This window comes from Desulfovibrio sp. (assembly GCF_009712225.1).
Classification (GTDB): Bacteria; Desulfobacterota; Desulfovibrionia; order Desulfovibrionales; family Desulfovibrionaceae; genus Desulfovibrio.
In genome coordinates this window covers 522,208-543,377 of the sequence record NZ_WASP01000006.1, presented here as the reverse complement: position 1 = coordinate 543,377, position 21,170 = coordinate 522,208, and the positions used below count along the sequence as shown (strand labels likewise).

Annotated in this window: 17 protein-coding genes and 1 tRNA gene; 7 read left to right on the top strand and 11 right to left on the bottom strand. The window is 55.9% G+C overall.

All coding sequences use genetic code 11. The features are described from left to right. Position 1 precedes the first annotated feature (1 nt). The gene (locus tag F8N36_RS07750) at positions 2-1,081 is read left to right on the top strand and encodes a site-specific integrase (protein WP_291332225.1); all 1,080 of its coding nucleotides are present in this window, start codon (positions 2-4) and stop codon (positions 1,079-1,081) included. Positions 1,082-1,117: 36 nt separating this feature from the next. Here the strand turns inward: F8N36_RS07750 and F8N36_RS07745 are convergent. The 6 genes from F8N36_RS07745 to F8N36_RS07720 form a co-directional block, all read right to left on the bottom strand. Beyond that, positions 1,118-1,193: transfer RNA gene (locus F8N36_RS07745), tRNA-Val, on the bottom strand. A 134-nt stretch (positions 1,194-1,327) separates the two neighbouring features. Then, positions 1,328-1,630: a hypothetical protein gene (locus tag F8N36_RS07740; RefSeq protein ID WP_291332224.1), complete on the bottom strand. Its 303-nt coding sequence runs from the start codon at positions 1,628-1,630 to the stop codon at positions 1,328-1,330. Between the two features lie 176 nt (positions 1,631-1,806). Next, positions 1,807-2,643 (bottom strand): carbohydrate ABC transporter permease, encoded by an 837-nt coding sequence (locus F8N36_RS07735; RefSeq protein WP_291332223.1) that lies wholly within the window; start codon positions 2,641-2,643, stop codon positions 1,807-1,809. Next, positions 2,640-3,524, bottom strand: a complete 885-nt coding sequence (locus F8N36_RS07730; RefSeq protein ID WP_291332222.1) for a sugar ABC transporter permease — start codon at positions 3,522-3,524, stop codon at positions 2,640-2,642. Before F8N36_RS07730 ends, F8N36_RS07735 begins: the two co-directional genes overlap by 4 nt. Positions 3,525-3,616: 92 nt before the next feature. After that, the gene (locus F8N36_RS07725) at positions 3,617-4,900 is read right to left on the bottom strand and encodes an ABC transporter substrate-binding protein (protein ID WP_291332221.1); all 1,284 of its coding nucleotides are present in this window, start codon (positions 4,898-4,900) and stop codon (positions 3,617-3,619) included. A gap of 127 nt (positions 4,901-5,027) precedes the next feature. Then, complete coding sequence (locus F8N36_RS07720) at positions 5,028-6,017, bottom strand: ABC transporter ATP-binding protein (RefSeq protein WP_291332220.1); 990 nt, start codon at positions 6,015-6,017, stop codon at positions 5,028-5,030. A gap of 306 nt (positions 6,018-6,323) precedes the next feature. Here F8N36_RS07720 and F8N36_RS07715 point away from each other — a divergent pair, with 306 nt between their 5' ends. Next, entirely contained in the window at positions 6,324-7,142 is an 819-nt protein-coding gene (locus F8N36_RS07715) for a phosphodiesterase (protein ID WP_291332219.1), read from the top strand. A 93-nt stretch (positions 7,143-7,235) separates the two neighbouring features. Here F8N36_RS07715 and F8N36_RS07710 read toward each other — a convergent pair whose 3' ends face one another. From F8N36_RS07710 to F8N36_RS07695, 4 genes are all read right to left on the bottom strand, one after another. Further along, positions 7,236-8,849, bottom strand: a complete 1,614-nt coding sequence (locus F8N36_RS07710) for an aldehyde dehydrogenase family protein (RefSeq protein ID WP_291332218.1) — start codon at positions 8,847-8,849, stop codon at positions 7,236-7,238. 98 nt (positions 8,850-8,947) lie between these two features. After that, on the bottom strand, positions 8,948-10,513 hold the full coding sequence (locus F8N36_RS07705; protein ID WP_291332217.1) for a carboxylesterase/lipase family protein: 1,566 nt from the start codon (positions 10,511-10,513) through the stop codon (positions 8,948-8,950). 284 nt (positions 10,514-10,797) lie between these two features. Then, entirely contained in the window at positions 10,798-12,522 is a 1,725-nt protein-coding gene (locus F8N36_RS07700) for a methyl-accepting chemotaxis protein (RefSeq protein ID WP_291332216.1), read from the bottom strand. Positions 12,523-12,693: 171 nt separating this feature from the next. Next, entirely contained in the window at positions 12,694-13,173 is a 480-nt protein-coding gene (locus F8N36_RS07695) for a hypothetical protein (RefSeq protein ID WP_291332215.1), read from the bottom strand. 28 nt (positions 13,174-13,201) lie between these two features. Between F8N36_RS07695 and F8N36_RS07690 the strand changes: the two genes are divergently transcribed. The 5 genes from F8N36_RS07690 to F8N36_RS07670 all read left to right on the top strand — a co-directional run bounded on the left by F8N36_RS07690 (position 13,202) and on the right by F8N36_RS07670 (position 19,529). Beyond that, entirely contained in the window at positions 13,202-14,260 is a 1,059-nt protein-coding gene (locus F8N36_RS07690) for a glutamate synthase (RefSeq protein ID WP_291332214.1), read from the top strand. Beyond that, positions 14,248-15,879, top strand: a complete 1,632-nt coding sequence (locus F8N36_RS07685) for a glutamate synthase-related protein (RefSeq protein WP_291332213.1) — start codon at positions 14,248-14,250, stop codon at positions 15,877-15,879. Before F8N36_RS07690 ends, F8N36_RS07685 begins: the two co-directional genes overlap by 13 nt. A 20-nt stretch (positions 15,880-15,899) precedes the next feature. Beyond that, complete coding sequence (locus tag F8N36_RS07680; RefSeq protein WP_291332212.1) at positions 15,900-18,197, top strand: FAD-dependent oxidoreductase; 2,298 nt, start codon at positions 15,900-15,902, stop codon at positions 18,195-18,197. A 221-nt stretch (positions 18,198-18,418) separates the two neighbouring features. After that, positions 18,419-18,928: a nitroreductase family protein gene (locus F8N36_RS07675; protein ID WP_291332211.1), complete on the top strand. Its 510-nt coding sequence runs from the start codon at positions 18,419-18,421 to the stop codon at positions 18,926-18,928. Between the two features lie 34 nt (positions 18,929-18,962). Then, positions 18,963-19,529 carry a GNAT family N-acetyltransferase gene (locus F8N36_RS07670; protein WP_291332210.1) on the top strand — a complete coding sequence of 189 codons (567 nt, stop codon included), beginning with the start codon at positions 18,963-18,965 and terminating at the stop codon, positions 19,527-19,529. 123 nt (positions 19,530-19,652) lie between these two features. Here F8N36_RS07670 and gdhA read toward each other — a convergent pair whose 3' ends face one another. Continuing rightward, positions 19,653-21,002 (bottom strand): NADP-specific glutamate dehydrogenase, encoded by a 1,350-nt coding sequence (gdhA, locus tag F8N36_RS07665; protein WP_291332209.1) that lies wholly within the window; start codon positions 21,000-21,002, stop codon positions 19,653-19,655. Between the last annotated feature and the right edge of the window lie 168 nt (positions 21,003-21,170).

Sequence of the window (21,170 nt, the reverse complement as noted above, 5' to 3'; positions counted from 1 at the left end):
AATGGCTATCCGCAAACGTAATGGCCGGGCATCTTCCTATCAAGTTTACTGGAACAATCCATTCACGGGAAAGAGGGAAAGCGCTTCTTTCCCCACGCTTGCCGAAGCCCGCAAAGAAGATTCACTGATTCAGCACCGCTTGAAGTATGACCGCGAGTCATTCAGACCGGAAGAAGATGAAAATATCAGCACCGGCGGCACGGTCCGCGAGGTTGTTGCCCTTTACCTGTCGGCCAAAAGGTTTAGCGACAAAAATCTGCGTACCATTCTCGAACACCTGAAGCATGTGCATGCCGTGTTCGGGAACCGAGAAGTGTCCAGCCTGGAAAAGCGGGATTTCGTTAAGTTCATCAGCGATGAAGCTGAGCGAGGCGTTAAAACAACCACGTCACACCGTCGACTTACCATTCTCCGCGCGGCCCTGTCCTGGGCTGCCGACTCAGAGTTCATTGAATCCAATCCAATGCAAGGCATGAAACTACCCAGGGGACAGCATGAACGGATTGCTCCCCCGACGCCAGCAGAGGTTTCCGCAATTCTTGCGGTTGCCAAGGGGCACGTATACCGAGCCGTCATGCTGGGCATTTTCCTTGGGGTCCGTATTGGCCCGACCGAATTGTTCCGTCTCAAATGGGAAGATGTCGACTTTGAAAGAAGGACGATTCGAGTGTGGAGTGCTGCCAAAAACAAGAATATGCCATTCCGAGACGTGCCGATTCGAGAAAATTTGTTGGAAGAAATGAAGGTCTGGGGGCGCTCTGATGTTGAGGCCGGATGTGAGTTCATCATCCACTTCAAAGGCAAGCAGATAGACAGCATGAAATCAGCATGGCGAGACACCAAGAAGGCGGCTGGCATCACCAGGCGCATGCGCCCATACGATTTGCGCCATGCTTTTGCCACCTACGCCTTGGACAACGATGCAGACTTGAAGTCTGTTGCTGAGATCATGGGACATTCAAACCCCACCATGATCCTTACCCACTATCAGCACACATCAGAGTCGTCTCGAAGAGCAGCCATCGAATCCTTTCCCGACATCATGCCCTCATGTGCCCAAGCCATGTGCCCAAAAAAATAAGGGGTCATCCTTTTTAGGATAACCCCTTGATTTATTTGGTGGGCAGTACAGGACTTGAACCTGTGGCCCCCGCCTTGTAAGGGCGGTGCTCAACCAGCTGAGCTAACTGCCCGAAACAGCATAGCGCTGGCGGTTATATGCCCTGTTCTTGCATGCAATGCAAGCGTAATTTTTGCACAGAAGCGTATTTTTCGCCGTCATTGTGTTCTGGTCGGGCAGTATACCTGTGCTGCCAGACTGTTTTGGCTATTTCAGGCCGTTGATGTAGGTGGCAATGCTCTTGGTCTGTTCCGGGGTCAGGGGTTGCAGCACCTGCTGCATGCGCGCGGCAGCGCCCGTAGCGTTGCTTATGTTTTTAACCCTGTCCATGCCTGCCAGCAGGGCATCAACCGGTTTGCCCTTCATGGCTGGGCTGGGCGAATGACAGCCAGAGCACAGCTTGGTGTACAGTTCTTCGCCTGAATCGGCACTATAGGCTACCACCGCCGTGCCAGCAAGCAACAGGCCAGCAGCCAGCATCAGTTTTATCGAGTCTGCAAAAACTGCCATAGAATCCTCCAAAGGGTTTCGTTTACAGGCAGCCTGCCCGCACAGTGCAAGGCAGGGCGCTTTTACAAGCAGTGTCACTATAGCCACGAATACAACCGAACCACAATAGATGCGCAAAGCCCCAACGGTCGCCGGTGGCAGCCGTTGGGGCCTTTTGATTGGTGTGGGCAAGGTAGCTATTTAATGCCAGCCCGCATGAACGACTGCACAAACTGCCGCTGGAACAACAAAAATGCCACTAGCAGCGGGCCGGATGTCATGAGTGTTGCCGCGGTAATGATTGTCCAGTCCACTCCCTGTTCTGTGGCAGAGAATATCTGCAAACCCACGGTAAGCGGGCGCGAGTTGACGGAATTTGTCACAATGAGCGGCCAGAGAAAGTTGTTCCAGTGCGTGCTGATGGAAACAAGGGCGTAGGCCGCATACGTGGGTTTGGCCAGCGGCACGTACACGTGCCACAGCACCTGTAGGGTGTTGGCCCCTTCAACCGCAGCGGCTTCTTCCAGCTCTTTGGGCACGCTTTTGAAGGTTTGGCGCAGCAAAAATATGCCAAAGGCCGAAGCCATGTACGGCAGGCTGATGGCAAGGGTAGAATCAAGCACGCCGATCTTGGACATGGTGCTGTAGTTTTCCACCACCAGAACGTCGGGCATGATCATGAGCTGCATGAGAATAAGCGCAAAGGCGATGCCCTTGCCCTTAAAGTCGTAGCGGGCAAATGCGTAGGCCGCCAGGGTGCACAGTACAAGCTGCATGCCGGTGGTAAGCGTTACCAGCATGATGGTGTTGATGAAATAGCGGGCAAAAGGCGCGGCTTTCCAGGCATTGGCGAAATTTTCAAGCGTAAGAGGTGCCGTGAGGCTGAAACGTGTTGAAAATTCCGCCGGGTGAAAGGCAGTCCAGATGGCATAAAAAAGCGGCAGGGCCCACAGAATGGCAAGCATCCAGGCTGCCGTTGTGTCCAGCACGCGCGAAAAGCCGCGGCTGTCGTACATGTTGCGCTGTTCGTTCATCTGTAGTGCACCCTCTTTTCAATGATGCCAAACTGCACAAAGGCGGCAAAGCCCAAAAAGGCCAGCAGCACCATGGTCAGCGTTGCGCCGTAGCCCGTATCCCAGAACTTGAAGCTGGTTTCGTAAATGTAGTAGAGCAGCAGCGAGGTGGCATTGTTGGGGCCGCCTTGGGTGAGCACAAACAGGTGGTCCACCATGCGGAAGGCGTTGATGGTGGCATTGATAAGCACAAAAAGTGTGGTGGGCATAAGCAGGGGAATGACCACGCGGCGGTAATAATAGGCGCGAGAGGCACCCTCAAGCATGGCAGCCTCGCCAAGACTCGGCGGAATTTGCTGCAATGCCGCGAGATAAAAAATCATAAAGAAGCCCGCGTCCTTCCACACTGCCACGCTTATTACGCAGAACAGGGCTGTTTCTTCGCTGCCCAGCCAGTTTATGCCGGTGGTGGCCCCCAGAAAAAAGCGCAGCTGCTCAAGCAGGCCGTAATCGGGCGTGTAAAAAAACAGCCAGATATTTGCCACGGCGATCATGGGCAGCACTGTGGGCACAAAGTAGCACAGGCGCAAAAAAGCCTGCCCTGTGAGCCGTGCGTTGACCAGAAAGGCCATGAGCATGGCCAGCGATATGGAACAGGGGATGGTGCAGCAGGCAAAAATGATGTTGTTGCGCAGCGATTTGAAAAAAACCTCGTCATCCAGCAGATAACGGTACTGCTCAAGCCCCACGAACTGGGCAGGCGCTCCTCCTCGGCCATCCATAAAAAAACTGTGGATAAAAGTGCTTACGGCAGGAAAGTGCGTAAACGTCACCACCAGGGCAAAGCCGGGAAGCAAAAGCAGCCATGCGTTGATCTGCCGCATGGTTTCCGGTTTTAACATAGGCCTGCTCTCTTGAATCTGGGTGAATCTGGTTGGATTGAACAAAGCTGCCAGAGGGGCAAGCCCCCCTGGCAGCACAATAACTGCTTCTTTTACTTCTGATAGCGGCGCAGAATGCGGTCCGCCTCGCGCTGGGCATCCTTGAGTGCGTCTTCCGATTTCTTGGAGCCGTTGACGGCGGCCTGAATGGCGTCGTCGAGGGCCTTTGTTACACGCTGGTTTTCGTGGGTAGAGAGTTCGGGCACGGCGTGGGCCAGCTGGTCGCGGGCCACGGCGGCATAGGGAAAGTCCTTTACATAGGCTTCCATTCGGGCGGTCTTCCAGGCGTCGGGGCGCACGGCCACATAGCCGGTGTCGATACCCCACTGGGCGGCGCGTTCGGCGGTGGTCATCCACTGCACAAACTTGACGGCAGCCTTGCGTTCTTCAGGCGAGGAATTCTTGAAAATGTAGAAGTTGCCGCCGCCGGTGGGCGAGCCAAGGCGGGCATTGGCGGGCAGCATGGCCACGCCAAAGGGGAACTTGGCGTTGGTACGCACGTTGGTGAGGTTGCCGGTAGTGGTCCACATGATAGCGGTTTTGCGCTCAAAGAAATCGCGGGGTGTGGTAGACCAGTCGATGGTTCCCTTGGGCGAAACCTCGTACTTGTAGGCCAGATCGGTAAGGAACTGGAGGGCGTCGATGTTTTTGGGATTGTCGAAAAACACCTTGTTGCCCGCATCATTCATCAGCTCAACGCCGTTGGTGATGGCCAGAGCCTGCAGCATCCAGTAGGCATAGCCGGTGCTGGGAATGGCAACGCCCCATTGACTGACCTTGCCGGATTCGTCCTTCTTGGTAAGCTTTTTGCCCATTTCAACCAGCTCCTGCCATGTGGCGGGGGCTTTGTCGGGGTCAAGGCCGGCATCCTTGAACATTTCCTTGTTCCAGTACATCACGATGGTCGAGCGCTGGAAGGGAATGCCCCAGGTCTTGCCATCGGTCTGGCTGTTGCGCATGAAACCGGGAAAGTAATCCTTGGTGAAGGCCATGTTGTCTTTGCCCACGATTTCGTCGTAGGAAACGATGGCGTTTTCATCGATAAGGGTAAACATGTCGGTAGAGAGCAACACGGCCACATGCGGCGGCTCGCCACCGCGCTGGGCAGTAAGAGCCTTGGTGAGCGTATCACGATAATTGCCCGAATACACAGGCGTAATCTTGATATCAGGGTTCTCTTTCATGAATTCCTGGGTCATGCCTTCAACAATCTTGGTGATGGGGCCGCCTACGGAAACAGGAAAGTAGAACGTAAGATTGGTCTGTGCCGCAAGCGCATTGCCAGCGCACAGGCAGAAACACAAAATTGCCATACATAAAGAGCGGATACGTTTCATGTATTTCTCCTAGCAGGGGTTTGGGGGCTGCATCTGTACTATCGTTTGAATGTTACAGGCCGGGAACAGTCGTGTAACGAAACAGGATCATAATTATCTGGTAATATTAAAAAAATAGGGCTCGTGCCTAGGTCCATTCTCTACGGGCGCCCGATTGCGCCTCAAAGTAATGCAGCGCATCATTGCCAAAGCTCAGGCGTAGTTTGTGGCCGGGTTTGAAGCCGGGGTTGCCCGCCACCTGCACCGATATCTGCTGCTGACCAAGGCTGCACGCCAGCACAGAATCAGAGCCAAGGTATTCCATGCTCAGCACCTCGGCTTCCCATGGGCCATCTTCCGTTACCAGCACATGCTCTGGCCGTATGCCAAGGGTGCATTCTGCACATACGGGGCCGGGCACGGTGCAGCCCTTGCTGCCTGCAATCACTGGCTGGCCGTCTGTCATGGCAACGGTCAAAAGGTTCATGGGCGGCGTACCGATAAAGCTTGCGGCAAATGTCGTAGCCGGTTTGGAATACATGGCCACAGGCCCGTCGTTTTGCACAATGTGCCCGTGCTGCATCAAAATGATGGTGTCGGCCATGCTCATGGCTTCGGTCTGGTCGTGGGTAACGTAAACCATGGTCATGCCCAGGCGCTGCTGGAGCTCACGTATTTCGCGTCGCATTTCAAGGCGCAGCTTGGCATCAAGGTTTGAGAGCGGTTCGTCCATCAGACACACCGCCGCCTCGGCTACCAGCGCCCGACCAAGAGCCACGCGCTGTTGCTGACCGCCGGACAGGGCAGAGGGCTTTCTGTCCAGCAGGCCCGCGAGGCCCAGAATTTCAACGGCTTTATCGAGCCGGCGCTTTTGGTCGGCCTCGGCCACTTTGCGGACTTTAAGGCCAAAGAGGATATTTTCGCGCACGGTAAGGTGCGGAAAAAGTGCGTAAGACTGAAAGACCATGGCAAGGCGGCGCTCTGCGGGGGGCAGATCGGTCACATCGCGGTCGCCTATATAGATACGCCCGCTGGTAACGCTCTCCAGCCCGGCAATGAGGCGCAGCGTTGTGGATTTGCCGCAGCCGGAAGGCCCCAGCAAAACCAGCAGCGAGCCTTCATTGATCTCAAAGGACACATTTTGTACAGCGTGGGTCGCACCCCACTGTTTACATACGTTTTCAAGATGTATCGCGGACAATTTCGGCTCCTTATGTGACAGTGAAGGCTAGGGGAAAAAACAGGGGCTACACATGATTGTATTGGCTTGTCTGAGTTAAATTTTGTTTAAATTACCACCAATTGCGCGTTGTGGCAAGAACACAGGCTTTTACGATTGTTACATTACAGCCGATTACGTTACAGTTTTGTGACAAGGTGTGCTTGACTGCAACTTCCCAAAGAGATTAGGAATATTACATAATAGAATTGCTGGAGGGGTGGCATGTTCATAGCGCAAATATCGGATTTGCACGTGGCGGAAGGGCGCGGGTTGGCATTTAATGTTTCCGATGGCGCTCTGCTGCTTGAAAAGACCGTGGCGCATCTGGCATCGCTGCCACAGCGCCCCGATTGCGTTGTGGTGAGCGGCGATATATCGGTCAATGGGCAGTCTGGTGGTTATGCTATTGCTGCGGAAGCTCTGGGCTCACTCGATATGCCGGTGTATGCGCTGCCCGGCAATCATGACAGGCGCGAAAATTTTATGACCGGGCTTGCCCGGTTTTGCCCGGCAGATCCTGCTGTTGCGCCCTATTTGTGCTATACAGTTGAAAAATATCCGCTTCGAATGGTGTTTTTTGACGGAACCCGCCCCGGTTCGCATTCCGGCCATTTTGACGGCCCTGTATCGCAATGGCTGGAGCAGACGCTGGCCGCGCAGCCAGAAAGGCCCACCCTCGTATTCACGCACCACCCACCATATTTCACGGCCCTTGGCGTGATGGATGAACCTTACGAGAACGCCGAGAAGCTTGGCCGGATTCTGCAAAAGTTCCCCAATGTGCGCCTGTGCTGTGGGCATCTGCACCGCTATATGTTTACCGTGTGGCATGGGGTAGCGGCGGTCACGGCCCCGCCAGTGTGCATGCATATTGTTCCCGATTTCTGTCCCACTGGCGGCGATGCCTTTACGGACGAAGCCCCCGCATTTTTGCTGCACCACTTTGTTGATGGCCGGGTAAACACCCATTACTGCCGTGTGCCGGGTAAATTTGCCGAGCGTGGGCCGTTCAGTTTTTCCCACCCGCCGAAGCTGGGTTAGTGTAGGGTTTTGAACATTATATGTAACAAAAAAGGCCGCTTGTGCGGCCTTTCAAGTTTTACTTCAAGTTTTATTTTAGAGACAACTTCAGCATTAGAACAGAAAATCCGTGGACAAGAAGTTGGACTTTCTGTTGCGCACGATGTCAGAAACCAGTGCCTTGTTGGGGACAGAGCCCTTGGCCGCCACCAGTGTGCGGATGGAAAATGCCCGCAGCGCATCGCTGACTGAGAGCGTACCCTCGGCGGAATCCTTGCGCCCAGTGAAGGGGAAGGTATCCGGCCCGCGTTGGCATTGACTGTTGATGTTCACGCGGCACACCTGGTTGACCATGGGGTCGATGAGCGCGGCCACAGCATCGGGATCAGTGCCAAAAATACTGGCCTGCTGACCGAAGGGCGAGGCGATCACAGCTTCTGCGGCTTCTGACACGTCGTTATACGAAACCACGGGCACAACCGGCGCAAACTGCTCCTCTGTGTGCAGGCGCATTTCTGCGGTTATGCCAGCCATGAGGGTGGGATAGTAAAGGGTGCGGTTATAGGTGCCGCCGTGCGGGTTGGCGATACGTGCTCCCCTGGCAACTGCATCGTCCACCAGTTCGCACAGTTCGTCCACCTTTCCGGGCACGGGCAGCGGGGTAATTTTAACACCCGGCTTCCAGGGCAGGCCCATGGGCAGGGCGGCAATGGCCTGGCTGAACTTTGCCAGAAATTCCTCTGTGCGCGAGGCGTGCACATAAAAGATCTTGAGGGCCGTGCAGCGCTGGCCGTTAAAGCTCAGCGCACCCGTAACCGCCTCTGAAACGGTCAGATCCATGTCTGCGCAGGGCAGCACAATACCCGCGTTTTTGGCATCGAGTCCCAGCACGCAACGCAGCCTGTGGGGTGAGGGATGGTGTCTGCGCAGGGCATCGGCAGCCTTGCTTGAACCGATAAAGGCCAGCACGCTGATGTGGCCCGATTGCAGCGCGGGGATGGCCACGCGTCTGTCGCCAAAAAGAATGTTCACCACCCCTGCGGGGAAGCATTCGGCAAAGGCCTCAAGCAGCGGCGCGTACAGCAGTTTGCCTATGCGCGGCGTTTTGACAATGACAGGGTTGCCCATGATCAGCGCGGGAATAAGCGTGGTAAAGGTCTCGTTGAGGGGGTAGTTGTACGGCCCCATGCAAAGCACCGGCCCAAGCGGAGCGCGGCGAATCTGGGCGTAAATGCCGCTTTCGATCACAAAGCGCGACGAAGCCCGGTCAAGGTCCTTGAGTGCGTCTACGGTGGCGCGGATGTAGTCAATGGTGCGGTCGAATTCTGCGCAGCAATCGTTGAGCGGCTTGCAGATTTCCCACACCATGAGGCGAACCACTTCTTCGCGTACGGCAGCCATACGGCGGGCGAATTCTTCCACGCGGGCAATGCGGTCTTCAACGCGCATGGTGGGCCACGCGCCACGGCCATTGTCCCACGCTTTGCTTACAGCCTCCACCGCGGCCAGCGATTCGGCTTCGGTCAGTTCCGGGCAGGAGCCGATGACGCGCTGCTCACCGTTTACATACAGGGGTGAAGTAACCGTGCGCATGGGGCCGGTCCATTCAAGCAGCTTGCCGCCGATCAGGTAGCGGCGTTCGTCGAGGCGCTCAAGTGTGCATTCTTCGGGTATGCTGTCCACATCCGGCGAAAAATTTGCGCCGGGCAGGCTCGATATATCTGTCATGTTCTACTCCCAACCTTCAACTGGTGAAGGTTTTGAACTGAATTTGTGTCGCAAGGGTATGGAGCCGCAGCGGGCATGTCAATGCTGACCTGTTCAACCTACTGGTACAGCTGAATATCCTTCCATACTTCATACACCCTGTTGTGCGGGTTGGATTCCACACTGTTGTTCTGGTCAAAAATATAGGTGAGCCGCCGCTCAGAACCATACTGCGGCCATGCCGGCGTGATGCCGGGGCCATTGGGATTGCCTGTTTTGACAAAATTTAGCCATGCGCCGTGCATGGACTGCGTAAGTTCCTTGCGGCGCGCCGAGGGCGTGAGCAGCCAGAATGGGTGGTCGTTTGTAGCAAGGGCGGTGGTAATTTCCGTAGAATGGGCCGCACCCAGCATCAGCAGTTCTGGCAGCAGCGGGGCGTAGTCAAAGCGGTACACGTATGTGTTGGCAAAGGCGCTCTGCACATCTGCGCATTTGACCATATCCACCACAAAGGCCCGATCGCCAGCGAGGGTGGTCATTTTCTTCATGCCTTTTTCATTGGCGTACAGATCAGTGACAGCCGGGATATGCGCTGCGGCGCCGTTGTCGCGCAGCATCTTTTCCACCTGTTGCCAGTTTTTGGGCAACAGGCCCAGCAGGGCAAACAGTGTGCCTTCATTGCGGTTTGTGCCCAAAATGACCTTTACATCGCGGGCGTTGCCCTGGGCCATGGCTTCCCACGGATGCAGGGGCAGCAGATCGTCCTTGACCGGGCCGGGCATGAAGATGCCGGGGTGTCGGCGGGGGCCTTCCCTGAGCGTGAATGTGGCCGCAGCAAGCATGTCCTGCGCAGGCATATCCAGCAGCCTGTCTACGTCGGTACGCGGGTTGATGCCAAGCTTTTCAAAAAAGATGGCGTTGTTCATCTCAACCATACGGCGGGATTCGGTATTTCCTGTTACGCCGCTTTCGGCAATGGCCTTTTGAAAGAGCCTCTTTGCGGCAGGTGAGGCCAGCATGTTGTACACGCCTGTGCCGCCAGCAGATTCACCCGCAATGGTAACGTTGTCGGGGTCGCCACCAAACGAGGCAATGTTGTCGCGCACCCAGCGCAAGGCGGCAATCTGGTCTGATACGCCGCAGTTGGATTCAAACCTGCTGCCGTACATGGAAAAATCGTAGAAGCCCAACGGCCCCACGCGATAATTGAAATTGACAAAGACCACGCCATCACGGGCAAATGATGTGCCGTCGTACATGGGGTCGCTGCCTTCGCCCATATGATATGCGCCGCCGTAAATCCACACAAATACCGGCAGTTTTGTATTTGGGGCGGCAGTCCGCGGGGCCCACACGTTCAGGTACAGGCAGTCTTCGCTGGCGGGCACGCGCGAGCGCTCTAGCCCAAACATGTTCATGTACTGAATGGGTTTGTTGCCAAAGGCCACGCACTTTTTTACGTCCTGCCATGGCTGCGGCGGCTGGTTGCGCCGAAAACGCAGTTCGCCTACGGGCGGCGCGGCATAGGGAATTCCCAGCCATGTTTTGACGCCAGAGGCAACAAAACCCTGCACCTTGCCATACATGGTGGATGCAAGAGTGTCGGCTGACATTTCATGACGGGATACGGGACGGGCGCAGGCACACAAGAGCATTACCACCAGAATGAGGATGCGGTTTTTCATAGAAGTTTCCTGAAAAAAACCAGGGTACGCTGCATGATTTTTCGCATTGAAACTGCGGGCACAGGCGCATCATCTGTGTATGCATGACTGATGGTGCAACGCCTCTGATAAATGTGGCGTGTTGCGGGCAAAAACGCAAGAACGGTTTGAATCTGTGTTGAGCCGTGCCGACTACGTGACATGCCTTGCTGCATGCCACGCACAATCTCCATAGAAAAAATTCCCGGTCTGCGCATGCGCTGCGCAAACCGGGAACTTCTTGACCTGTTGTATGAGCGTGTAGCTTAGTCTTGCTGCATTTCCTGAATAAGAGCGGCAAGTCTTTTGGCCTGTTCGGTAAGGTCGGCCACGGCTGTGGATGCCTGACTCATGGCCTCTGCAGTTACGCGCGAAACCTCGTTGACTTCCACAATGCTGCGGTTGATTTCTTCGCTGGCAGCTGACTGTTCTTCGCTGGCGGCGGCAATGGCATTTACCTGATCAGCCGTGGCGGTAACCACGTCCACAATGCCTTGCAGCGCTTCACCAGACTGCCCGGCAAGCTCTGTGGCCACGCCGATGGAGCTCACCGCGTTCTCCACGCCCTTCATACTCTTGGCGGTGCTATCCTGAATGGCCTGAATGGCCTTGGCCACGTCGCTGGTCGAGACCATGGTCTTTTCTGCCAGCTTGCGCACTTCGTCTGCCACCACGGCAAAGCCACGACCGGCATCGCCCGCGCGGGCCGCTTCAATGGCGGCGTTTAATGCCAGCAGATTGGTCTGGTCTGCGATATCGGAAATAACGCCCATGATCTGGTTGATGGCCTGCGCGTGTTCGCTCAGGCGGGTCATGTCTTCCTTGAGCGAGAGCGAATGGCTCTGCACTTCAGTGATGCTGTTTACGGCATCCTGCACAACCTTGGCACCTGCAAGGGCCTTGTCGCGCGTTTCAAGCGACGCGCTTGAGGCAAGACCGGCGTTGCGGGCCACATCCTGCACAGTGGCGTTCATTTCATTCATGGCAGTGGCCGCACCGGCCAGGCGCTTGGAGGATTCCTCGGCGCCTTCGTCCGAACGCTGGATCTGGTGCGAAAGATCAGATGAAGCGGCAGACAGGGCTTTTGCAATGGATTCCAGCTGCTGCGCGGCTGCCAGCATGCCCTCCCTGCGGGCCGATTCTGCACGAAGCTTGGCTTCTTCGGCTGCGGTCTGGGCCACCTTGGCGTGCCCAAGGGCTTCGTCGGCCTGACGGGTTTTGTCGGCTGCTTCCTTGATACGGCCATGCAGATTCTCGATCATCATGCCCAGCGAACTGTTGAGCCTGCGAATTTCGAGAGGACAGGACATTTTGAGCTGGGGCAGGGCAGCTTCTTCACCCTGGGCGACTTTCTCTGCTTCAACAGTGATCTGGCGCAGGGGCACACAGATGATACGCGTGATCAGCCAGGCAAAACCCAGAATGATGGTGAGTATGCCAGTACAGATAAGCAGCTCAAGGTTGTCGTAATGGTCGTTGCGTTCCGAAACCAGTTTGGCGACACGGGTGCGCTCGGCTTCAACGCTGTCGATGTACACGCCTGTGCCGACAATGACATCAGTGCCGGGTATCAGGCGGGTATAGGCAAGCTTGGGCTGCACGCCGGCGCCAGGCTTGTCAAACCGGTAGGCCACAAAGCCGCCGCCTTTTTTGGCAGCTTCAATAAGCTCGCGGATAAAATAAACGCCGTCAGTGTCTTTGAGATCTATGACATTTTTGCCATTTTGCGATTTGTTTGTGGGCACATTGATGCGTGTGCCATCAGTTTTGTAGGTAAAAAGATAACCCTCATCATTGGGGAAAAAACGTTGATAATCTGTGTGTTTCTCAATAAGCGTGTATTGTTCCTTGGGATCGGTAACGCCTTTGAGTCTGTCGGCCAGATCCTGCGCCGCAACGTCCACAACGCTTTTGAGGCCATATTCATATTTTGACTGCAGAGCAGCCGAGAGTTGGGGGATTGTTACTTCCGTAAAAACAAGTGTGGACATGTGGGTGCTGGTGAAAAAAAGAGTTGCCATACCCACAACGAACACACCGCAAAGGGTAACAAGCCACATTCTGACATTCATCTTTAACCTCGCATGGCGATTGACTATATCTCGACAGTAAATTCAACATATATTCGCTGAATTATTCTAATTTTTAGGTTTATGTGAGCCTTAGTCTAAATTAAATATCGGTCGCTGCCAATATTTTGTTATGGCAATATGGCAATTTTGCAAAAAAAATGTTTCAAAATTGCCATTCAGGTAAACATATATAATTTTTTGGATAGAGAATTTATTCACTGCAGTTTTATACACTACGGTGATGCTACTGATTTTTTTGCAATGAGGGGACATTTTATTCTTGCCCATCGTAAAGGTTTGTAGCAAACTCATTTTCCCCCCTGCGCCAGAGGCCGAACGCAACCGCCAGTGTGGGCCCGCCGGTTGGAGCGCAGAGGCTGTCTTTTGACAGTCGCTACTGCTCGGCTCGTGGTGCGTTTTGGCCACGTCTTCTGACAACGCCAAAAGGTCTGTCAACTTTGCACCCCTAATATGAGGGTTCATTCGCGTCTTATTGTAGCCCTGTTTGCGGCTGGTCTTCAACTGACGCATTTTCCTGAGGTTATCAGCTATGTGCAGAATTGGTTCCATCAAGAGCAAGACGCCCGTACCCCCCTCTATGGCGCTCAATCTAATGCTGCCGCAGCAGGAAGGGCATGACAATTCAGGTTTTGCTATGGTTATGCAGGATCTGGAAGGCGTGTTTAGCCACTACAAGGACAAGCCCCTGCTTTCGTTGGCCTGCACCCCCGAGGGTGTGCAGCTGGTCAATGATTACATGGAAGAAAGGGCTTTTGTTCAGGTGGCTCAGTGGGTCCCCGAGGTGGACAAGCGCCCCGATCTCAAGATCAATGCCATGCCCCGTTATGTTTTTCGCAACTACGACTACCCCGAGGAATACCGCACGCGTAGTCAGAAAGAACGCGAAGACCTGTTGCTGGACACGCGTCTTGAGCTGAGGGCTTTGTTGGCCGAGAAGCAGAATGGCTTTGTCTATTCCTTCTGGCCTGATGTGCTGACCCTTAAAGAAATTGGCGATCCTGCCGACATAGCTGTCTATTTTCGACTATGGAACAATGACGGCCGCCTGACTGCGCGCAACATCGTTACCCAGTGCCGCCAAAACACCAACTACGCAATTGTGCGTTACGCCGCGCACCCCTTCTTTTTGCAGGGGTACACCGTGTGCGCCAATGGTGAAAACACGTTTTTCACCAAGAACAAAGAATTTCAGAAGTCGCTGCACAGAGGGTATGTGGGTTTTGAATCTGACTCGCAAAACTTTCTGTACACGCTGCACTATGTGCTGCATGAGCTGCGCTGGCCCATCAAGTATTACAAGCACGTCATTACGCCTCTGCCCTTTGTGGAAGTTGAAAAGCGTGCCGACCGCAAGGTGCTGAACCTTATACGTGAATCGCTTGCGCATCTTGAGATCAACGGCCCCAACACCATCATCGGCCTTCTGCCAGACGGCAAGATGATTACCTGCTGCGATTCAAAGAAGCTGCGGCCCGTTGTTGTGGGCGGAACCTCGGACATGGTGGCCATCGCCTCAGAGGTCTGCGGTCTGAACGCCATCATGCCCGACCGCGATCTTTCCAAAGACATCTACCCCAATGAGCGGGAGATGGTGGTTATTGACAACGATCTGGCGGTGCAGCGATGGAATCAGTAAGAACTCAGGACGTCAGCGTCAACGACCTGCGCTGGAAGATAGAATACCGCCCCGATTTGTGCACCATGTGCGGCTCGTGCGTGGCGGCGTGTACATTCAATGCCATTGATGTGGGCATGATGCGCCGCAGCATCACGCTTTCGCGCAAGGCCTTTCCCGACCCCACGCAGGAACACTCCGCGCGGCCGGTCATCATGCAGAAGCCCAGCATTCCCAGTGCCTGCGTTGGCTGCGGCATGTGCGAAAAAATATGCCCCAACGCTGCCATTAAGCCAGTGCGCAACCAGGATACGCGGTTTTCCGTGCTGGCGCGTCAACACGGCCCCGTCAAGCGGGGCGGGCGCACCAACCTGAACCCCCCGCGTACGCTCGATTCCATCTTTGTGGGCCGCATCAGCCAGATGACCGACCCCGCGCTGGATTCCGAGCGCCATACCTTTGATATCCGTTCGCCCCTTGGCCGCGTTATGCTTGCCAAGGAGCTGCCCCTGCGTGTGGATGGCGACAGCCTTGTGTTGACCGAAAGCACCCCTCCGGTGCACTGGATTTATCCCGCCATCTTCAGCGACATGAGCATTGGCGCGCTTTCCACCCGTGCGTGGGAGGCCATCGCCCTTGCCGCAGCCTATCTTAATGAAAAGTGCGGCATGCCCGTGCGCATGTGCTCGGGCGAGGGCGGCATGCCCATCAAGCTGCTGGAATCTGATCAACTCAAGTACATGATCCTGCAGATCGCTTCCGGCCACTTTGGCTGGAACCGCATCATCAAGGCCATGCCCCGCATGAAGACCGATCCGGCTGGCGTGCTGATCAAGATCGGTCAGGGTGCAAAGCCCGGCGACGGCGGTCTTTTGCCCGCCGCCAAGGTGGCTCCGCACATTCAGGCCATCCGCGGCGTACCAAAGGCAACCCTGCATTCGCCGCCGAACCATCAGGGCCTGTACTCCATTGAAGAATCGGTGCAGAAAATGCACCTTTCGCTCAATGCCGCCTTTGGCTTCCGTGTGCCGGTCGCCATCAAGTGCGCGGCGTCGGCTACCTCTGTTTCCGTTTACAACAACCTGCTGCGCGATCCCTACAAGATCTGCGGCGGTTTCTTTATGGACGGTATTCAGGGCGGCACCGGCGCGGCCAACGAGGTTTCGCTCGAGCATACGGGGCATCCCATTGTTTCCAAGCTGCGCGACTGCTACATGGCAGCCGTGGCCCATGGCCTGCAGGGGCAGATTCCCCTTTGGGTTGGCGGCGGTATCGGCCTTACCGGCAATGCGGCTGCGGATGCCTTCAAGATGATCTGCCTTGGCGCCAATGGCGTTATCATCGGCAAGATTCTCATTCAGTTGCTGGGCTGCGTCGGCAATGAACATGGCCGCTGCAACGCCTGTAACACCGGCAAATGTCCCACGGGCATATGCACCCAGGATCCGCGTCTGGTCAAAAGGCTGGATGTGGACAGGGGCGCACAGAACATTGTGGACTACATGCTGGCCTTTGACTCCGAACTGCGCAAACTGCTGGCCCCGGTGGGCAACAGCTCGCTGCCGGTTGGGCGTTCCGACGCCCTGGTTACCACGGACAAGGCTGTGGCCGACAAGCTGGACATCCAGTACGCCTGTTAGACATTGGCGAGGAGCAGAACATGCTGCGCGTTAGCACGGTAGACGAACACAAGCGCATGTCCACCCAGGACCTGCTGCTGGCTATTGAAGCCGCGGTAGAGAAGGGCGAGACTGACTTTTATATTGAGGCTTCGGGCCAGCACGACATCGGCGGCCCCCTTTGGAACAAGGAAGGCAAAAAGCTTACCTTCAAAGTGAAAAACCCCGGTCAGCGGGTGGGCTCCATGTGCCTGCCCAATACCGAAATACTGGTTGAAGGTTCTGCCTCGGCTGATGTGGGCTGGTTGAACGCGGGCGGGCGCATTGTAGTGCGTGGCGACGCGGGCGACACTGCGGCCCACTGCGCCGCAGCGGGCACCGTTTACGTGGGTGGCCGCGCGGGTACGCGTACCGGCTCGCTCATGAAGCACGACCCCCTCTATGAAGCTCCCGAACTGTGGGTGCTCAAGAGCGTGGGCAGCTTTTCGTTCGAATTCATGGGCGGCGGCAAGGCAGTTGTCTGTGGGCACGACTGCCAGGGCCTTGGTTCTGTGATGGGCGAACGCCCCTGCGTGGGCATGGTGGGTGGTGCGGTTTATTTTCGCGGCGAAGTGGGCCAGATGCCCAAGGACGTGCGTGTCAATGAACTGGACGAAGAAGACGTTGCCTGGCTTGATACTGGTCTTGATGACTTTTTGATGGCCATTGACCAGCCCAGCCTGCGCAATGAATTGTGCGACTGGAGCCAGTGGCGCAAGATCACCCCCCTCATGTACGAGGAACGCGGCCAGAAGGAAGTAGTGAGCCTTGGGCAGTTCCGTAGCAAGGAATGGATCACCAGCGGTATTTTCAGCGACGTTGCCCCCGACGACTTCATGGTCAACGGGCTGGTGGCGCGCGGCGATTACCGTCTGCGTGTTCCCATGTGGCAAAACGCCGCTTTTGCTGCGCCCTGCGAGTTCAACTGTCCGGCCTCCATTCCCACCCAGCGCAGACTTAATCTTCTGCGTGAAGGAAATGTGGACGCAGCTTACCGCATGGTGCTGGATTACACGCCGTTCCCCGGTTCCGTGTGCGGCAGCGTGTGCCCCAACCCGTGCATGCAGAGCTGCACGCGCACCGATCTCGACAGCCCCGTGCAGATCGGCAAGCTTGGTTCCTTCTCTGCCGATATCAAGGTAGAAAAGCCCAAAACCCGCACCGGAAAGCACATTGGTGTTATCGGCGGCGGCGTGGGCGGCCTTACGGCAGCCTGGCAGCTTGCCCGCATGGGTCACGATGTGACCGTGTACGAAGCTGATTCCGTCATGGGCGGCAAGCTTGAGCAGGTCATTCCCCGCGCGCGTCTCAACCATGACCTTCTGCGCAAGGAACTGAAGCGCATTGAAGACATGGGCGTGACCTTTGTGAACAACTGCCCCGTTGATGCCCAAAAGTTTGCCGAGCTGCGCAAAAAGCACGCCGCCCTGGTGGTTGCCACCGGCGGGCACGTGCCGCGCATCTTCCCCTGGCCTGGGCACGAAAAGATCGTGGCTGGTATCGACTTTTTGAAGGCCGTCAACAAGGGCGATAAGCCCGCCGTGCCCGACAGCGTGATCGTTATTGGTTGCGGCAATGCTGGTATGGACGCCGCCGTGGGCGCATATGCCATGGGCGCCAAGCAGGTGACCTGTATAGACGTGCAGAAGCCCGCCGCCTTTGCCCACGAAATTGAGCACGTTGAAGCCCTTGGCGGCAAGCTTGTTTGGCCTGTGCAGACCAAGGAAGTGACCGACAACGGCATCATCAGCCAGGAAGGCACGCTTATTCCCGGCAAGATGGTCATCATCACCATTGGCGAATCGCCCGACCTTTCCTTCCTGCCCGAAGGACTGGAAAAGTTCCGCGAATGGATCGTGCCCAAGCCCGACCTCAGCATCATGGACGGCGTGTTTGCCGTTGGCGACGTGATCAAGCCCGGCCTGCTCGTGCACGCCATCGGCACTGGTCGTGATGCCGCCCTCGCTGCCGATGCCTGGGTAAAGGGCGAAAGCTATACCCCTGAAAAGAAACAGCTTGTGCCTTCCACGCGGTTGCACACGGCCTATTTTGCCAAGTGTCACGACCGTGATCTGCCCACGCCACAGGATGAGTTTTCCCGTTGCGTGAGCTGTGGTACCTGCCGCGATTGCAAAATGTGCCTTAAATCCTGCCCGGAAAAGGCCATTGACCGCAAGGAAACCGCTGGCGGCGGATTTGAGTACGTCTCTGATCCCGCCCGTTGCATCGGCTGTGGCATTTGCTCTGGCATCTGCCCCTGCGGCATCTGGACCATGTACCCCAACTGGGACATGAGCTAGAAAATAAGCTTGCCTGAGTCTCTCAGGTATCTGGTTACAGCAAACAGCCCCCTTTCACCCGATTGAACCGGGACTGAAAGGGGGCTTTTGGTTACCGCCCTCTGCAGGATATGTTTCAGCAGTGTCGCAGCTACTGGTATATTGTTGGAGTTGTTGCAAATCATGCGGTGTTGCCCGAGCCGGAGCGCACCATCTGGGCCGCAACAGACAAGGAGTTGATTATGGATGTTTTTGATGCCCTGTTTACCCGCCGCAGTATTCGCAAGTTTACCGCCGAACCTGTGAGCGATGCGGATCTGCAACTGGTGCTCAAGGCGGCCATGTGCGCACCCAGCGCGCACAACAAGCAGCCTTGGCACTTTGTTGTGGTGCGCGACGCTGCTTTGCTCGCGGGCATTGCCGAGCGCCACCCCTACGCCAAGATGGCCGCAGAGGCGTCTGTGGTGATTGTAGTGTGCGCCAATCCCGAAGAATCCAAGTCTCCGGGTTACTGGCAGCAGGATTGCACAGCTGCTCTCGAAAACATGCTGATCGCCGCGCGCGGCCTGAACCTTGGCACTGTGTGGTGCGGCATGTACCCCTTTGAGGACCGCGTTGAACCCATACGTGAGCTGCTCAAGGTCCCAGCACACATCAACATGCTTGGACTCGTGGTTATGGGGCATCCCGCTCAGCCCTTTAGCGAGGCGGACCGTTTCAACGAGAGCAAAATTCACTACAACTGCTGGTAAATCACACTCTGGCTGCAAGGCAGGAAGAAGCCTGATGGATACGTTATTCCCGGTATCGGGAGGGGTCGGTTCCGCAAATGTGGTGGTGGAAGATGCGCGGCAGCAGGATATGGCCGCCGTGCAGGCTATCTATGCCCCGCACGTGCTGCAGGGATTGGCTACCTTTGAGGAACAGCCGCCAGATCTGGGCGAGATGTCGCTGCGGCGTGATGCTGTGCTTGCGCTTGGTCTGCCGTTTCTGGTGGCGCGGCAGGGCGGAGCTGTCGTGGGATATTGTTATGCAGGGCTTTACGGCTCGCGCTCAGCCTATCGCTACTGCCTTGAAGATTCCATTTATGTGGATGCCCACTGTCGTGGCCGCGGTATTGGCCGGGCCTTGCTGCACGAGCTTATTGCCCGCTGCGAGCAGGGGCCGTGGCGGCAGATGATTGCGGTGGTAGGCCACAGCGGCAACGCAGGCTCCATTGCCCTGCATTCCAGCTTTGGTTTTCAGCACATGGGTGTGCTGCGCAGCGTGGGCTTCAAGCTTGGTCAGTGGGTGGATATTGTGCTCATGCAGCGCCCGCTGGGGCAGGGTGATGCCTCTCGCCCATCAGAATAATATGCTGTGATATTTAGCCCACTGCGCAAAAAACCTGCTGCGTGGGAATGCCGCCTCTTCAGTGCATTCCCCGCAACAGGCTTTTTGCGTACAGCGCCTTTCCTGCATTTGCAGGAAAGGATGCTACAGACCCAGGGCTATCATTGCATCGGCAACCTTGCGGAAGCCCGCAATGTTCGCGCCCATTACCAGATTGCCGGCATGGCCGAATTCAGCGGCCGTGGTAGCGGCATTGTGGTGAATGTCATACATGATCTGCCGCAGCTGGTTGTCCACCCGTTCAAAGGTCCAGCGCTGCATGCTGGCATTTTGCGCCATTTCAAGCTGGCTCACCGAAACACCGCCAGCGTTGGCCGCCTTGGCGGGGCCATAGGAGATGCCCGAGGCAATAAAGGCGTGCACCGCGTCGAGCGTGGCGGGCATGTTTGCACCCTCGGCCACGCAGGCGCAGCCGTTGTCCAGCAGGGTTTGTGCGTCGGCCAGGTTCAGCTCGTTCTGCGTCGCGCAGGGGAAGGCCGCAAAGCAGGGCACGCTCCACACTGCATTGCGGCCCTCGGGGTAGGCCTTTACGGGGGTGTAGGTTGCGGTAGAAACCAGTTCCGCATAGCGGGTGAGCGGCTTGCGTTCGATTTCCTTCACCTGTTTGAGCACATCCAGCCTGATACCTTCAGCATCGTAGATCATGCCCGACGAATCGGAAACGGTAACAGGTTTTGCGCCCACCTGAATGAGCTTTTCGCAGCAGTGAATGGCCACGTTGCCCGCACCTGAAACCGTGCATACCTTGCCCTCAAGGTTTTTGCCCAGAGCTTCAAGCATGGCCTGGGCAAAGTACACCGCACCATAACCGGTTGCTTCGGGACGTGCCAGTGAGCCGCCAAACAGCAGGTTTTTGCCGGTAAGCACGCCTTCGTAGCGACGGGTAAGGCGCTTGTACTGACCGAAAAGAAAGCTGATTTCCTGGCTTCCAACGCCAATGTCACCAGCGGGTACGTCCACAGTTGCGCCAATGTGGGTGCAAAGCTCTGTCATAAAGGCCTGACAGAAGCGCATGATTTCCATCTTGGACTTGCCCTTGGGATTGAAATCAGAGCCACCTTTCGCGCCGCCTATGGCAAGGCCGGTGAGGGAGTTCTTAAAAATCTGTTCAAAACCAAGGAATTTCAGCAGCCCCTGGTTAACACTGGGGTGAAACCTCAGGCCTCCCTTGAAGGGACCAAGAGCGGAGTTGAACTGAATCCGATATCCACGGTTAACCTGTACCTGTCCTGAATCATCCATCCACTGCACGCGGAAGGAAACACAGCGCTCCGGCTCGGTAATACGCTCAAGTATCTTCATTTTCGCGTATTCTGGCTTTTTGCAAAGTATGGGCTGCAGGCTTTGCAATACTTCTTGTACTGCCTGCAAAAATACGGGCTCGTGAGGATATCTTTCTTTAAGGTTATTTAACACCTGTTCCACGTAGGCCATTTTGCTCTCCTGATAGGGGGGGTGAGGATTGCACCGAAAAAATTTCGCATAAATTGAACATAAACATATGTATGTTAGACAACATATTGCAGTTTGACAAGAATTTTACATGATACTTAATCTGATATCTGAAAATTGACAAAAGTAAGGAAAAGCCCCGGTCAGCAT